Genomic DNA, 16,253 nt, shown 5'->3' on the forward strand with positions numbered 1-16,253 from the left:
CAGATGTAAATAACCACTATCTGCGTGACCTGCTGAACGAAAGTTCAGCAGGCATCCAACTCCGAAGGAGATGGATGCATCTGTGTTTATCTGCGGTTCTGGTTCAAAACTCGTTGAGGTGTATAATCTCTACAGAGCCGAAAAAGAAAAAAGAAAGAAAAGGGGTTACTCATCCAGAATATCGTGGTAGTAATACTCTCCCTTAGCCTTCTGTTCCCTGTCAAGTCTTGAGTCAGGTTTGTTGACCCTCGGACGGGATGTGTCCTCATCACGCCTGAATGTGATATCCAGATTTGCGAGGAACTTGTTCATACCATTCTGCATGGATAAAGGCTCGTGCGCTTTACCATAGACCGCAGGTTCACCCTCGAATACGATCAGACGCTCACTGAGCATATCTATCATGTATATATCGTGGTCTACAACCATTGCGGTCTTACCGTTGTTCTCTGCGAACCTTTTGATGACCTTTGTTGCCATGGAACGCTGCTCTACATCAAGGTGAGCGCTTGGCTCGTCAAGGATGTACATATCAGCTTCCTGCATGAGACATGCTGCAATGGCAACTCTCTGGAGTTCACCACCACTGAGGTCTGTGACCAGACGGTCGTAGAACTTCTCGATGTTCAATGGTTTAGCGATCTCTGACTGGAAATAACTGCTATCGAACTTGTTGGAGATTCCACGCAGGAAATACTGTACAGGGATCGGGTTGTCAGCCTTGATGTACTGTGGCTTGTACGCGATCTTGATATCAAGGTCCAGTTCTCCCTCGTCAGGTGCTACCTCCCCTGCAAGGATCTTTACGAACGTGGATTTACCGATACCGTTCGGACCCACTATACCGAGCACCTCGCCCTCTTTCAGAGAGCCGCCATCGGTGGACAGGGAGAAGCCTTCTCCATATTTCTTGGAGAACGAATCATAGTCAACAAGGGTGTTGATATCGGTGGCAGCCCTTGGAGGATGTACCTCGAACTTGATGGCATCGGTACGTATACGCACGTTCTCTTCAGGCAGGTAACCTTTGAGATACTGATTGATGGCAACACGTACACCTTTTGGATGGGTGACCACACCGTAGGCCCCCGGTTCACCGTATGCAACGTGAACTACATCAGCAAGCATATCAAGTATCGCAAGGTCGTGCTCAACAACGAGCACAGCCTTATCCTTAGCGATCTCCTGTATGAGCTGTGCGGAGTTGATACGCTGGTGGATATCAAGATAAGGACTTATCTCATCGAAGAAGTAGAAATCGGCATCTTTGGCAGCACATGCTGCAATGGCTACCCTCTGGAGTTCTCCACCACTGAGCTCTGTTATCTTGCGGTCAAGGACGTGTGAGAGGTTGAGACGTTCGACAAGTTCCGGGAGCGCTCCCTTTTCATCGGTCTTGTCAAGGAGCTCACTGGTCTTGCCCTGGAAGGCCTTGGGGATAAGGTCCACATACTGTGGCTTCTGGGAAACCTTGATGTTACCGTCCACCACGTCACTGAAGTAATCATAGAGAGCGGTTCCTGCGTAGTGTTCAAGCACCTTTTCCCAGTTACCGGTCTCCTGTGAGAAGTTAGGCACAAGTGTACCTGAGAGGATCTGTACCGCAGTACTTTTACCGATACCGTTAGGACCGAGTATACCTGTTACCCTTCCTACCTGTGGCACCGGAAGACCGTAGAGTGCGAAACCGTTGGGTCCGTACCTGTGGGTCGGTTCTTTAAGGGCTTCAGGAAGCCCGATAATCATAATAGCTTCAAAAGGACATTTGTGGATGCATATACCACATCCGACACACATCTCTTCGGATATTATCGGTTTTCCGTCATCACCGAAGATAATGGTCTCATCCCCGGTCCTTACACGGGGACAGTATTTCTCACATTCATGACTGCAACGTCGTGGCTGACATCTGTCTTTGTTCAATATGGCAATTCGCATGTAGGATCCCTGTCAATATAATGGAATAAAGATAAAGATAGAAAAAGAGAAAGATCAATTAAGGAGCAGTGTCCATGTCACAAGACAGAAGTCTATAACGATGAACTCAACATAGAACCAGTCCTTGAAGCCGAATTCCTTCGCCTTGATCTTGAAGAGCGGGAAGGAGAATTTCATTACATAGAAGGAGATACCCACTATGAACATCATTATGACGTACCACTTGACGGTAGGGTCATCAGCAATACCGATCTGCATATAGGCAACTATACCTGCTATTATTCCGATAATAGCCGCAACTGCCGTTTTGATGATACCCTCCTTGTGAGCTAATCTCTTTTCTTCCGGTGATCTGGGTTTGTATGAGGTCCTCCTGCCGGAACCGGATGAAGTAGGAGCTGGTTGATTATTATCAGCAGGGTCTTTTGTTTCGACCTCTGCAGATTGTTTTTTCCTGGATGATTTAGACAATTGATCTGATCTCCTGATACAACTTGGATAGTGTGGATACTATAAACCCAGATACTTATATAAATGTTTATCCTGAAAAATGTAACATTATACAAATTCATTGCTCAGGACATTTTCGATCATATCGATGGAGATCGCGTTAAAACCGATTGAATCGAGGTGTCTTGCGAACCTTCCCGGCCTGTGGCCATTGGGATGATAGACCACCGTGAACTCGGGGTCGATGTCCTTTACCATGTCCACAAGACCCCTGGCATCGAGATGGTCACTTATCTGGATCGCAGGATAACGATAATCACTGCGTCCTGTCATCACATATTTGGATATGTGAGATGGCAGCTTGCCAAGGTCCCAGGGCGGTACTATACTTATGCAGTCACTACATGAATTGCCGATGTAGTCCAGTTCTCCGGCATCATCGAGGAGTGTCCTTGTGAGAGACAGGGATTGCTCATCCATCTCAATGACCCCATCGTAACCGAGTTCCCTGAGAAGTTCCACTGCCCTCTGTGCCTTGCCGAATGCATAGGCTCCGAATGCTATGGAAGGATCATCCCTGAAAGCACACTCGAAACCTGAGATATCATCCTCGAAATAGCAGCTTGTGTCCCCGGGGTCGCCATAGTTGGCTTCCGTGATAAGGACATCACACTCAGGAAGCATGGAAGCGTCCTTTACATCACCTGTCACAAGTATCCTCACACCGGTCTCGTTCTCCCACATGAAAGCTACGGAACCTACGGTATGGAAGTTAGGGAAGGTCTTCACCTTAACGCCTTTGATATCTATGGTCTCCCCTACTTTGAACGTCCTGCCTGCATAGGTACGCTGGTGACGTATCTCAAGGGCAAGGGCGGTCTTCTCGGAACAGACCGCACGCTCGGATAGCATTGCGGATTTGCCATGATGATCGGAATGGGCATGTGTGATAAGATAGGCATCAGGCTGTTTGTATTTGGCAGGGGTACGACTCGTATCCACAGAGAATGTCACAAGGTCCCCTTCAACGGACCGGAACTTAATAGAAAGATGAGGTTTGAAGGAACCGCGGGAGTTCTTCTCCCTGAATACCATTACACCAAGATCGATCAGTTCTTTCAATTTGCTAAACCCTCGAAGCTGGAATGATCTTAAATTATTTACGCTTTTTGAAAACGAGAGGATGGATCGTTGTAGTGAATTGTAAAAAGATGATTACAAAAGAAAGGAGAGGAACAAAAAGTGCTTAAAGCACCTTGTTCAGTTCCTCGATGAGGACGCCGGCTGTTGTCAGACCGGTGAAGCGCTTTGCAATCTCCCCATCTTTGAGAATAACAAGTGTTGGTACTGCCTGTACACCATACTGTGCAGCAAGGGACTGGTTCTGGTCAACATCTATGACCTTGACAGCGACCTTGTCACCGAGTTCTGCCTCCACCTTTTCAAGATGTGGTTTCTGCATCTTACATGGTCCGCACCAGGTTGCACTGAAATCTAATAATTCTACATTGCTCATGTTAAAACACCTTTGTCTCTGTTACTGTAGTAATCATAGTAATATATCGATCATTTATAGCTATCGATACCTGCAATACATGACATGACCGAAGGGACCACGGCTCTTAAAACCCCAAAAAGCACAGCCCTCCTGAGTCGGTAATGCATGTTCTATACACAACCATGTCATTATTTCAATATATAGTTTTCGCTTAGCTTATATACTTATTTAAATACGCCTTATCTTCGATGTCAGGTCAAGAGGAGCTGCATAATAAGGTGCCGTGGTAACGATAACATCCACATGCTCCGCATACCGGGATATCATACCCAGGTCCACACCACCCACGGCGATCTCAAGATGTGGGTTCAAAGCACGCAGTTCAGGAACGAATGTCTCCAGTTCCTCTGGAGTGTAATGATCAAGAAGGAGCATATCAGCCACCGGAGCAGCTTCAAGAGCTTCCTCCCTCGTGCGCGGCTCGATCTCTATCTTCTTCATGGCCTTGAGATCCACCTGTTTCTCCATGACCTCAAGGTGATTCTGTGTCACAAGAATGGAATCACTCAGTGAATTACGATGATGTGTCCCCCCTCCGGTCTTTACGGCCTTTAACTCATACTTACGAAAACCCGGATGGGTCTTGCGGCTTGTGGCTATCAGTATATCAGGGTTCGTCTTCCTCGCAAGCTCAACAGCGAACCGTGTCTTAGAAGCGATGGCACAGACCATCGAGAGAAATGTCTGGGATATCCTCCAGAGTTTGAAGATGGTAGGAAGGTCTCCCTGCGCCTCAAAGATGACATCGTTGGGATTGAACTCATCCCCATTCGGAACCATGCTCACGACCTCAAGCCCATTCTTCCTGTAGAAGCCCGCAAGGTCGTCCATACACGCAGCCACACCGTGTTCCCTTGATTTGATACGGATACGCCCGTTGCCCTCTATACCAAGGAACTCTGTGGTCTCATCGCCGTAAGGACAATCCTCTGAAAGATAAAGGTCAAAAAGATCGATCATGGTGCTCACCTATTAATATTATAGGTAGAGTATGGTTCATAACTATTGCTATTTTTAATAATAAATATCAGGTTCAAAAAAGAAAATGAAAGGAGGAGATCAGTCCTCCAGTGTTGAAACGTCTCCGGGGTCCTGGCCGAGTTCCTGTGCTTTCAGAAGGCGGCGCATGATCTTGCCGCTTCGGGTCTTTGGAAGTGATTCCACGAACTCGATCTCAGATGGCATGGCTATAGGACCGAGGTTCATCCTTACATGGTAGACGAGATCGGTCTTGAGCTTTGCACTTGCCTCGAAGCCCATACGCAGGATGATGAACGCCTTGATGGAATCTCCCTTGAGCGGGTCGGGTTTGCCGATAACAGCAGCCTCTGCCACAGCCTCATGTGAGACAAGGGCACTCTCCACCTCTGCACTGCCGATATTGTGGCCTGCAACTATCAGGACATCATCGGAACGTCCGAGGATCATGATGTATCCGTCCTCATCCTTAACAGCAAGGTCACCGGCTGCATAGTAATTGCCGATGGTGCTCCAGTACTGGCGGTATCTCTCATCGTTATTGTAGACGGTCCTCATCATGGAAGGCCACGGTTCCTTGATGACAAGGAAACCACCTGTTCCTGCCGGGACAGGTTCACCGTTCTCATCAACAACATCCGCAATGACACCGGGGACAGGTCTGCCTGCAAATCCGGGCTTCATGGGTTCGCCAACTGCTGTTGTCAGCATGTGCATACCAGTCTCGGTCTGCCACCACGTATCAAGGATCGGACATTTCTCCTTACCTATGACACGGAAGTACCACTCGAAAGCCTCCGGGTTGAGCGGTTCACCGACAGATCCCAGTATACGCAGGGAACTGAGGTTGTACTTCTCAGGCCATTCCTCACCCATCCTCATGAACATACGGATAGCTGTAGGTGCCGTGTAGAGAATCGTGACATCGAACTCCTCCACCATGCTCCACCAGACACCGGGGTCCGGATAATCCGGTGTTGTCTCGGAAATCATTATCGTAGCGCCCATGGAGAGCGGACCGTAGACGATGTAACTGTGACCTGTGATCCATCCGGGATCTGCGGTACACCACATGACATCATTGTCCTTCAGGTCGAACATGTTCTTGGTGGTGTAGTAGGTGCCCACCATGTAGCCACCACATGCATGAACGATTCCCTTTGCAGGTCCGGTGGTCCCGCTGGTGTAGAGTATGAAAAGCGGGTCCTCAGAATCCATGACCTCAGGTTCGCACTCTTTCTCCACATCCTCCATGATCTCATAGAAATCAACCTCGATCTCAGAGAAGAGCTCTATCTGGGGAGTCATCCTCCTGAGGACGACGATCTTCTCAACGGATGATGAATTGACGACAGCTTCATCCACAAGGGTCTTGAGGTCGATACGCTTTCCACGCCTGAGGGTCGCATCTGCCGTGATGACGATCTTTGCCTGCGCATCCTTTATCCTTGAATGCAGTGCATTGGCTCCGAAACCACCGAAGACCACACTGTGGACCGCACCGATACGTGCACATGCAAGCATTGCAATGATCTGCTCAGGAACAAGAGGCATGTATATACATACCCTGTCACCCTTCTCAACACCAAGGGACTTCAGACCGTTGGCGAACCTCATGACCTCACGGTAGAGCTGGCGGTATGTGAGGATCTGTTCCTCTCCGTCATCGCCCACCCAGATAAGGGCCACCTTGTTCCTCTTACCGTTGAGCACATGCCTGTCAAGGCAGTTATGTGTGACATTGAGCTTTGCACCCGTGAACCATTTTGCATATGGGTGCTCCCATTCCTTCACTTTATCCCATTTCTCGAACCATTCGAGTTCCTCTGCAACGTTCTCCCAGTGTTTCTCCGGGTCTTTCAGGAACTCATTATAGGCAGTTTCATAATCCTGTATCCATGAATCCTCCTTTACAGAAGGATCAGGCAGGTAGCTTTTACTATCCAGCTTTACATCAAAATTCTCAGACATGCTATCACCATTTGTCATTATTATCTATGATATTTCTTCCATGACCCCGAACTATCTCAGGGACATTCGGATCAATTCGTTTTGGCAACCGCATCATGTCATTTTGAAGAACAAACAAAGGTTCCCGCAGGAACCCCGGGACATGAGAGGGACCTTCTTGAAAAAGGCCTGTAACTTGAACAGGAAGGTTTCAATTATCACGTATAATCATGATATTCATATATACCTGTTTTGGTCTCTTAAAAGCAGTTTACAGCGTGAACTGATTAACAAATGCAAAGCTGTGAGGCAAAAACAACATCAAAAGAGATATATGTGACTACAGGAAAAAACCGAAAATAAAAAAGAATTATGATGAGAGGGCCAGAATTGCCTCTGCAAGGTCACCGTTAGCATTCTTCAATGCTTCACGTGCCTGGTCCTCAGAGACACCTGTCTGCTCTGCAACGAGCCTCACATCATCATCGGGAATCTGCAATTCCCTGGCGACTTCTTCCGGAGTGCCGACTACCTGATAGGTATCCACGCCCTGAGCGTTCATTATAGAGACATTGGCATCGTTAAAAACGATGTCCTTCTCAGGTGTCCTGATAATGACCTGTTCGACATCATCGATATCGGTGATGTTGATACCCATCTGCTTCATCATCTGCTTGACCTTTGCGGGGTTCATACCCCTGCCACCAATTCCCGGAAACATATTATCACCTGTTATGAATTACCCAGTAATGTTATCGTGAATAGGTTGCTTAGCAGCAGCCGCCACCGCATGATGAGGTGTTGCATCCGCCGCCGTTCTGGTTGTCGATGATGAAACCCTTTCCTGATGGACCGTCCACGTAGTCGATCTTTGCATCCTTAAGACCCTCTGAATCGTCCTTGTTCATGACTATCTTAAGACCTTTCTCCTCTACTACGATATCGTGGTCTTCGCTGATCTCATCCTCAAGTGACATTCCATACTGCACACCGCAGCAGCTCATACCTGCAACGAAAACCCTGAGAGCTACATCCTTCTTGTCCTGTTCTTCAAGCAGTGATTTCAATTCAGCTGCTGCATTGTCAGTTACTTCTACCATTATTGATACCTCATTATTTATTTGAAATAGGTTGATTAACGAATTAGTAAAGGTGACTACCGGGTAATCCCTTATATGTGTTTTTGATATATAAACTATTCGTACGTATACGAACTTTCTGTGCCCATCATGAAACCTGGAGGATCATACAAACTCTACGTCGTCGTCAACCGGATTCTGCAGGACCTCGCCACTGTAGGCATTGACCTCCACAGAATTACGCTGACCTTTTATCTCCCATATTGGCACATAGACAAGTTCATTCTGCAGGTTGATATCTGACTCTGCTGGCTTAAACTGTTTATGCTCAGAGATAATTGCATCCCCTTTGGTTGCATCGAAACGCAGGTCACGTGTGTATTCCTCTATGATCATATCAAGAAGCTGTCTTGTGGCTTCCTGCTCGGTGGTCACAGGTATCTTCACATCATATTCCACATTCGGGACAGATACCGTACTCTGGATATCATCAAGGTGCATGGTCTCGACATTTCCGTTAAGCGCATTAAGGCAACCTGACCCATCACCAGAGATATCGATGATCTTTGACCTGTAGCGGTGCTCGACATTCAGGGAATAACTGTACTTCCAGAACGGTACGAATTTCAGCACGGCGACATTGGCCCCACGTACATGAGGAGTTGAAATGGAGAATGCACGTTCCTGTGAGATATTTACAGGTGCCGAGTGAAGACTCATGACAATATGATCATCCATTGCTCTGTTCACGGGTGCCGCTGAAGTCACAGGCACCGGTGGTTCTTCACGGACCTCCTGCACAACAGGTTCAGGAACATTTGGTATGAACTCAACATCCTGCTCAACAGGTGGCTGCGCAGAGGACATGGCACCCGGACGATAGAATTTCACCTCAGCCACGCGTTCCGTATGCTGTACAGGTGGTTTTTCTGCAAGTGAGACTGCCGGTTCCTCGAATGCCTTCTCTTCAACAAGACTGGACTTGCCGGTTCCGAATATGGCATTGATGGCCTCCTGTGCAACCTCATCCACCTTGCTGACCGGCTTTTTGACAACTGTCTCAAGCAGGTCCAGTTCCGCAGTGGTACCTTCCATATCAGCAAGTACTGCCCTGCCGATCTTCAAAGCGATATCGTCGCGGCCCCAGATACCTATACCCGAAGCTGCTGCCTGACCAATTATCTGATCAGACACATCACCGGCAACGACATAGAGACCATTCCCGCCTGATATCTGGCTTGCAAAATCATTGATATCTGAGATATCAGGGTCGTCTGTAAGCTTGATAAAGGTCTTCAAACCATTCTTTTCCGCAACAAGGTCATACCTGAAAGATTCGGTAACATCATAACCTGATGAAGTGAAAATATCCCTCAAAATTCGCACTAAGTCCTGTTTCATTATGATCATTATCCATTTTGCCGGTTAAGTAAAATAGTTTTCTGTAAATAAAAATGAGAAAGTAATAGGAGCATGCTCCCTTTACAGGGACATGACAGGGTCAGAGAACACGTGTCGTGGTCTCAAGCTCTATACCCTTCTGGGTCACCATGTATGAGATCGTACGGTTAGGAACGATCATCCCACGCATCTTGCGTATCATTATGGTGCGCTCGATCTCGCTTCCACGTTCCCTTATCCTGAACTCGATGACACCATCGCAGATATGACGCAGTGTGTTCTCGGTAACGGAGTCATGCATCCCGCCTGTCATCAGTATAAGGTGGATAGCTCCGGTCGCTTTACCTATGGAAGAGATCATCTCTATGACCTCGACGACACTGTTGAGATTATAGGCACGCAGGAAGTATGATATGGAATCTATCACACCTCTGTATTTTCGGTCCCTTGTCTGCATCGCTGTGGCCTTAAGGAGACCCATGGAATCAATTCCTTTCTTAAGGAAATCCTTTGCAGACAGATCACTGGTGTACTCCTTTGGAAGAACATTGTAGAAACGGGGAACGTAAGCATCCACAAATTCAAGGGTCCCATCCTCCATGTACTTCTCTACATCCCATTTCATATCCTCCATCTCCTGGACGATCTCCTTTGCAGGATGCTCGGAGGTGAAATAGAATACATCCTCATCGTTCAAAAGCCCGCCATAGACGAATTGCTGGGCGAACATATCAGAATTGGCACCAGGCTCTGCAAGAATGAGTATCGTTGCTCCAGGAGGCACGCCTCCACCAAGTTGTACATCGAGTCCTCCTATACCTGTCGGGATCCTGTATCCGCCAGTACCATCAAAACTATAATCCATTAATTGCACCCCTGTGATAAGTCTATTATTTTGATACCAATTATATTAATAATGATAGATAATAGTATTTTATAGTATATAGCAATTAGTGATACCCATGATAAAACCTGACGAGCTGAAGTATGATAACGGCCTCATACAGGCGATCGCACAGGACAATGATACAAAAGAAGTACTCATGTGTGCCTTCATGAACAGGGAAGCTGTGGAAAGGACGATCGATACCGGCATAGTCCACTACTGGAGCCGCAGCAGACAGAGCTTATGGAAGAAAGGAGAAAGTTCAGGCCACATGCAGAAGGTCATAGAGATCAGGGTGGACTGCGACATGGATGCACTCCTGCTTCTGGTAGAACAGGCTGGCGGAGCCTGCCACACTGGATACAGGTCCTGTTTCTACAGGACAATTGACGACAAACTTGTCGGAGAGAAGGTGTTCGACCCCGAGGATGTCTACTAGGAGTGTGACTTTAGTTACACTCATAATAAACATGCCAGATCCTATTTTATTTACTCTACATTAGCGGGCTTTGTTTTATTTTCAACTGTAACTCCAATTTCTCCAATTAAAGAGAGTTATTCTGCCATTCCTCCTTTTGAAGAAAACCTGCGGCCTGGCGACTTGATTATATAGTCAGGCAGCCTATTTATGACCATGGAAGAGAGTATGGACAACAGGCAGATAGTCGTCCCTGACACAAGTGCAGTCATCGATGGGATCCTTTCAGGAAGGATACGCAATGGTGAACTTGGGGACGTTGATATTCATATACCTGAAGCTGTTATGGCCGAACTGGAAGCACAGGCCAACAGGGGACTTGAGATAGGATACAAAGGACTGGAGGAGGTGCAGGAACTCCAGCGTTATGCAGAGAAAGGCAACATCGGATTATTCTTCACAGGACTCAGGCCGAATCCCGATCAGGTCAGGCTCGCAAAGGGCGGCGAGATAGATGCCCTTATCAGAGGAACAGCAGAGGAACTTAAAGCAAAGTTCGTAACCGGGGACAGGGTCCAGTCACTTGTTGCAAAGGCAAAGGGACTGGATGTGGACTTCGAGAAACCTCCAATGGAGGAGTTCGGTCCGCTGCTGGTGGATGAGTTCTTCACACCTGACACGATGTCAGTGCATCTGAAACACAAGGTGTCCCCAATGGCCAAGAGAGGGTCCATCGGGAATGTCAAATATGAGAAGATAAGGGACGAGCCCTGCACATACGGCGAACTCAAAATGATATCCAGAGAACTGCTGGAAAGAGCACGTTCCGACCTTGAATCTTTCAGTGAGATGTCGTTCAACGGTGCAACGGTACTCCAGATCAGGAACATGAGGATAGCCATATCCAACCCGCCTTTTTCAGATGACATAGAGATCACCATTGTAAGACCGATAGCATCTGTGTCACTTGAACAGTACCGTCTGAGCGATGTACTGAAGGAAAGGATACGAACCCAGAGAGGAATATTGATTGCAGGACCACCCGGAGCGGGAAAATCCACATTTGCAGCCGGGGTTGCTACATACCTGAACGACAAAGGATTCGTCGTCAAGACAATGGAATCACCACGTGACCTGCAGGTACCTCAGGAGATCACACAATATGCACCTCTTGACGGCAGCCTTGAGAACACTGCTGATGTGCTCCTGCTTGTTCGTCCTGATTATACCATCTATGACGAGGTACGCAAGACAAAGGATTTCGAGATATTCGCGGATATGAGACTGGCAGGCGTGGGTATGTTAGGTGTTGTCCATGCGAACCGCGCAGTTGATGCCATCCAGAGACTTATCGGCAGGGTGGAGCTTGGTGTGATACCACAGGTTGTTGATACTGTGATATTCATCGACAAGGGAGAGATCGCCAAGGTGCAGGTGCTCGAGTTCACCGTAAAGGTTCCTGCCGGTATGATGGAAGCGGACCTCGCAAGACCGGTCATCCTTGTATCTGACCTTGAGACAGGAAAGAGCGAGTTCGAGATCTACACCTACGGAGAACAGGTCGTTGTCATGCCCCTCGGAAATGAACAGCAGAGAAGCCCTTCATGGAAGCTCGCTGAAAGTGAGGTAAAGGACTTCATCAGCAGCTATGCAAGCGGACCTGTAGAGGTCGAGATGACATCTGATAACCGTGCCCTTGTCCATGTGAAGGACAAGGACCTTCCAAAGATAATAGGAAAAGGCGGCAAGACGATCGCTGATATTGAGAGGGCACTGGGCATTCATATCGATGTACGCAAGTTCGAATCAGGTGAGGAACGCAAGATGCGTGAGAACAGGGAACATCACCCGATAATCGAACGCTCGAAGAAGCATGTCATACTGAACATTCCTGATGCGTCCGGACGTGATGTGGAGGTCTATGCAGGCGAAGGATTCCTATTCTCAGCAACCATCGGCAGGCACGGAGACATCAAGGTGAGGGCGGATTCTGAACTGGCCTATGATATTCTGGATGCTATGAGAGAGGGAGAGGTCATCTGGGTGAAGGAGGTATGACCTCCTTACCTTTTTAGCTCCTTCATGAAAATTACTTCACTGTCATTTTCCAAAGCTATATATATTTGGAAATAATTAATTTTACTCAGAAATGGAAATTGACGTCAAATGTGACTACGAGATACTTCCAGACAATAATCTAGCTTTTAAAGTAAAGGTCACAAACAACACGGACCTGGTCATCTCCAACGTTCATGTAACAATTGATCACACCGAATCATTTTTCGAGTTGCAGGGAGAGAGCAGTCAGAGACTGGGGCTTATTCCACCCGCCATCACAAGAACATCGGAGTTCATACTAAAGCCACTTGGGTGTATCCACATGGATAACATCGAAGCAAACCTGACCTATCGGGACCACAGATGGGAAAAGCATACTATAACTGTCAGATCAGAAGAAGTTCATTGTATCTACCCATTCCTCCGTCCCAGACCAATGGCCAGAAATGAATTCCTGGAATATTTCAAAGCCTGGGACCCGATAGAGACCGGAATTAACTTTGAAGACATCGGTGTTGAAAAGATCACATCATCCCTTATACAGATGTCTCGAAACCGTTTCCATATTGTAGATGGAAGTAAGACAGAACAGGGCAATGTCATCTATTTTTCAGCCGAGTCTACAGATAAAGAAGTCTGCTACCTGTTAAAGGCACTTGTCAGAGAGGAACACGGACAGACACAGGTCATGTTCAGGGCAGCATCAGACAGAACAAATGAGACACAGGAGTTCCTGAATGAGATCGTTCCTGAACTCAGGAAGTTTGTCAGTAACGTGAATTCTGCAAAAGACACCGGCACCATAAAGAAAGAACATGTTATCAGCATAGGGAATCCCGTTGTACATGAAACTGATAACCGTGCAGGCAGCAGGAACAGGCAAATTAGCAGACGAAATAGTGTCCCCCCCGGAACCAGAGCAGGAACGAGACAGTCAGTAGGATCTGGTAGTATGAACCACAGAAGTGGTTCTGAAGAGGAAGAAGATGTTGCCAGAATGTATGATGCATACCTGAGAGAGGTAAAAGGCAAGACCATTGATATAGAAAAGAAAGAGGCTGTAGTCCTTCCAAGCAATACTCAAAGGACAGGGGATGAGGACAGAAAAATAAGAAAGTTCCGTGGAATGACATCTCCATCAAGGAAAAGAACGAAAGAGACAAAACCAGTAAGAAATAAGAAAAAACTGGTCATAAATGCAATGGTCTCTCTTATTGTCCTGACCCTTCTCATGGGATTTGCTGTAAATAATCCTTTTATAATGGAAAGCCTCGGCGGTTCTATCCCTGCGGGACCTGTTCCTGCCGAATCTGTGACCATAGATTTCCTGAATGCAGTGAATAATAGTGACTTCCATACTGCTTTCAGCATGTGTCAGGGAAAGGACTTCCTTGCAGTTGCGAGCGTCCAGATGATCTTCACAAACAGAGGGATCGAGGGAGGAAGCATCAGGCAGATAGAAGTCCTGTCAAAGGATGTTGCAGATGACATTGCTGTTGTGGATGTCGAATGTACTGTTGCTATTTTAGATTCCTATGGAAAAGAGGAAGATATAGAGGTTATGCCAATTTTCTTCCTGTTGCAGGATTCGGAACAAGGGTGGGCGATCACACAGATATCGTTCACTGAACCATTTGTGACCCGGGCCGAAGAGTGATAAAATTCAGCCTGTAACTTCCTTACAGACTAAGATCGCACACATCATATAACAGAAAGTCCTCATTTTTACATAAATAATAAATATAAAAACATTTTACATTTTATTGTATGGGTATTGGCATTAAACGCGGGTATGAGACCCTCCCCAACAATGATGTGATGTTCGGGGTCAGGGTAACCAATGATAGTGATCTTGTGATATCAGACGTACAGGTCATCCTTGATCACAACGAGTCACTTTTCAGCTTACAGGGAGACAGGATACAGAAACTGGACAACATCCCGCCGACCATACCGAGGACTGCAAAGTTCATTTTGAAACCACTTGGTTGCGTCCACAAAGAGAACATCGAGGCAACCATCAGTTATCGTGACCATAAATGGGAGAAGCATATGGTCAGCATGCGGCCAAAGGAGGTACATTGTGTATGTCCTTTCCTGCGGGCAAAACCAACAACGAGGAAAGAATTCCTCAATCTCACTGAGAAGGGTCACTCCATAGAAACTGGAATGAACTTCGAAGGAATAGGTGCCGAAGAGATAATCTCTTTTTTGATGCAGACATGTTCCACACGCCTCTATATTGTGGATAACTATCCTGTCAACGAAGGCAATATCATCTATTTCTCAGGTGAGTCCATAGGTGAGAAGGCATACTACCTGCTCACGGTCCTTGTTAAAGAGAACGAAGGACTCACTCAGATAATGTGCCGGGCGGTCTCGGATAAGACCCACGGGATACATGGGTTCCTCAATGAGATCGTCTTTGAGCTGAAACACCTTGTCAATACAGTCAACTCAGCAAAGGAGATAGGGATCATAAGGAACGAACAGGTCATCAATATCATCGATTCAGTGGTTCAGAGAACAAATTTCTCCACAGGACCCGGCAGCGGTTCTGTCAACATACAGGACAGCGTTGTGCAGAGAAGCGAGATCAGGCCGGGTCCACCATCTATACCTGCGGCTGCAGCAGTTCCAGCGGAAAATGAGGTGGTCGACCAGAAGTACGATGCATATATGGAAGAGATCAAGACCAGGAAAAAAGATGAGGAGCGGAGAAAGACAGTAGCCTCCGGTTCAGACCCGGGCGATCCAAAGAGCAGCAAAAAGAAGCTGCTGATGCCTCTCATGCTGGTATTCGCTGCATTTCTGGCAGGTTATCTGCTGGATAGCACACTGTTCATTGATGGTTCAGGCGATGACAACACAATATATCCTTCCACACAGGCATCCATTGTTGCGAGCACCCAGACAACTCAGGGAGAAGCTCCCAGCATGTACATAAAATACATTTATGGGAACAGGGCGAAGAACTCTGCTTCTGACATGTCCGATACCATCGACCTCCTGTGGGTGAAGGTCGGTCTGAACAGTGGCAGTGTGCCCATTGATATGACAGGGATGAGGATATTCGTGAGTGACGGGACGAATACCAATGAACTTGTCTATGCAGGAAGCGATGATTCCTTCGGTACTATGACCGAGTATTCTCCAAAGAACCTCAGGAGACTCCTCACCACTTCAGGGAACGCTGAGAACTATTTCACTGCTGAGGTAGTCCATGACAGCGACTCATCATTCTCGCAGACCAAGCCAATCATGAATGCAGGGGACCACATAGCAGCCCTTGTGTCAACGAGCTCTGACTCAGCCGCATCTGGCGGATACTACAAGCTCAGGGGAATTGATGTGTCCTCAGGACTTGAAAGGTCAGGACTTGATATCGGACCGGGAACTACTGTGAGTATAATAATAAAGGGAGAAACAGGAACACTTGTAAGCACTGAAATAGTCACACCTTCATCTTACGGAACTGAGGAAACGATATATCTCTACCCATGAGGAAAGCGGCGAGAAAGAAGGAGAAATAGTTCT

The 16,253-nt window shown here is 47.1% G+C and carries 14 protein-coding genes; 4 read left to right on the plus strand and 10 right to left on the minus strand.

Annotation, left to right across the window (positions count from 1 at the left end; translation table 11 throughout):
• Positions 1 to 165 precede the first annotated feature (165 nt).
• The 10 genes from V7O63_RS02245 to V7O63_RS02290 all read right to left on the minus strand — a co-directional run bounded on the left by V7O63_RS02245 (position 166) and on the right by V7O63_RS02290 (position 10,219).
• Positions 166 to 1,938, minus strand: a complete 1,773-nt coding sequence (locus V7O63_RS02245) for a ribosome biogenesis/translation initiation ATPase RLI (protein ID WP_340819772.1) — start codon at positions 1,936 to 1,938, stop codon at positions 166 to 168.
• 54 nt (positions 1,939 to 1,992) lie between these two features.
• On the minus strand, positions 1,993 to 2,409 hold the full coding sequence (locus V7O63_RS02250; RefSeq protein ID WP_340819775.1) for a hypothetical protein: 417 nt from the start codon (positions 2,407 to 2,409) through the stop codon (positions 1,993 to 1,995).
• A gap of 87 nt (positions 2,410 to 2,496) precedes the next feature.
• Positions 2,497 to 3,483, minus strand: coding sequence for an MBL fold metallo-hydrolase (locus tag V7O63_RS02255; RefSeq protein ID WP_340820870.1), 987 nt, complete (start codon positions 3,481 to 3,483; stop codon positions 2,497 to 2,499).
• A gap of 151 nt (positions 3,484 to 3,634) precedes the next feature.
• Complete coding sequence (locus tag V7O63_RS02260) at positions 3,635 to 3,904, minus strand: thioredoxin domain-containing protein (RefSeq protein ID WP_340819776.1); 270 nt, start codon at positions 3,902 to 3,904, stop codon at positions 3,635 to 3,637.
• Between the two features lie 210 nt (positions 3,905 to 4,114).
• Positions 4,115 to 4,906: a nicotinate-nucleotide pyrophosphorylase gene (locus V7O63_RS02265; RefSeq protein ID WP_340819778.1), complete on the minus strand. Its 792-nt coding sequence runs from the start codon at positions 4,904 to 4,906 to the stop codon at positions 4,115 to 4,117.
• A 99-nt stretch (positions 4,907 to 5,005) separates the two neighbouring features.
• Positions 5,006 to 6,895, minus strand: a complete 1,890-nt coding sequence (gene acs / locus V7O63_RS02270; protein WP_340819780.1) for an acetate--CoA ligase — start codon at positions 6,893 to 6,895, stop codon at positions 5,006 to 5,008.
• 349 nt (positions 6,896 to 7,244) lie between these two features.
• Entirely contained in the window at positions 7,245 to 7,595 is a 351-nt protein-coding gene (locus V7O63_RS02275; protein ID WP_340819782.1) for a nascent polypeptide-associated complex protein, read from the minus strand.
• Positions 7,596 to 7,644: 49 nt separating this feature from the next.
• Positions 7,645 to 7,974 carry an iron-sulfur cluster assembly accessory protein gene (locus V7O63_RS02280; RefSeq protein ID WP_340819784.1) on the minus strand — a complete coding sequence of 110 codons (330 nt, stop codon included), beginning with the start codon at positions 7,972 to 7,974 and terminating at the stop codon, positions 7,645 to 7,647.
• Positions 7,975 to 8,118: 144 nt separating this feature from the next.
• Positions 8,119 to 9,330, minus strand: coding sequence for a hypothetical protein (locus V7O63_RS02285; RefSeq protein ID WP_340819786.1), 1,212 nt, complete (start codon positions 9,328 to 9,330; stop codon positions 8,119 to 8,121).
• Between the two features lie 124 nt (positions 9,331 to 9,454).
• Positions 9,455 to 10,219, minus strand: coding sequence for an ATPase domain-containing protein (locus tag V7O63_RS02290; protein ID WP_340819787.1), 765 nt, complete (start codon positions 10,217 to 10,219; stop codon positions 9,455 to 9,457).
• 97 nt (positions 10,220 to 10,316) lie between these two features.
• Between V7O63_RS02290 and hisI the strand changes: the two genes are divergently transcribed.
• The 4 genes from hisI (at position 10,317) to V7O63_RS02310 (ending at position 16,220) form a co-directional block, all read left to right on the plus strand.
• A complete protein-coding gene (gene hisI, locus V7O63_RS02295; protein WP_340819789.1) occupies positions 10,317 to 10,679 on the plus strand; it encodes a phosphoribosyl-AMP cyclohydrolase in 363 nt (120 codons plus the stop codon).
• Between the two features lie 195 nt (positions 10,680 to 10,874).
• Complete coding sequence (locus tag V7O63_RS02300) at positions 10,875 to 12,716, plus strand: PINc/VapC family ATPase (protein ID WP_340819791.1); 1,842 nt, start codon at positions 10,875 to 10,877, stop codon at positions 12,714 to 12,716.
• A gap of 91 nt (positions 12,717 to 12,807) precedes the next feature.
• Positions 12,808 to 14,373, plus strand: coding sequence for a hypothetical protein (locus tag V7O63_RS02305; RefSeq protein ID WP_340819793.1), 1,566 nt, complete (start codon positions 12,808 to 12,810; stop codon positions 14,371 to 14,373).
• 110 nt (positions 14,374 to 14,483) lie between these two features.
• On the plus strand, positions 14,484 to 16,220 hold the full coding sequence (locus V7O63_RS02310) for a hypothetical protein (protein ID WP_340819795.1): 1,737 nt from the start codon (positions 14,484 to 14,486) through the stop codon (positions 16,218 to 16,220).
• Positions 16,221 to 16,253 lie beyond the last annotated feature (33 nt).

Origin of the sequence: Methanolobus sp. WCC4 (genome assembly GCF_038022665.1) — an archaeon.
In the GTDB taxonomy this organism is placed as follows: domain Archaea; phylum Halobacteriota; class Methanosarcinia; order Methanosarcinales; family Methanosarcinaceae; genus Methanolobus.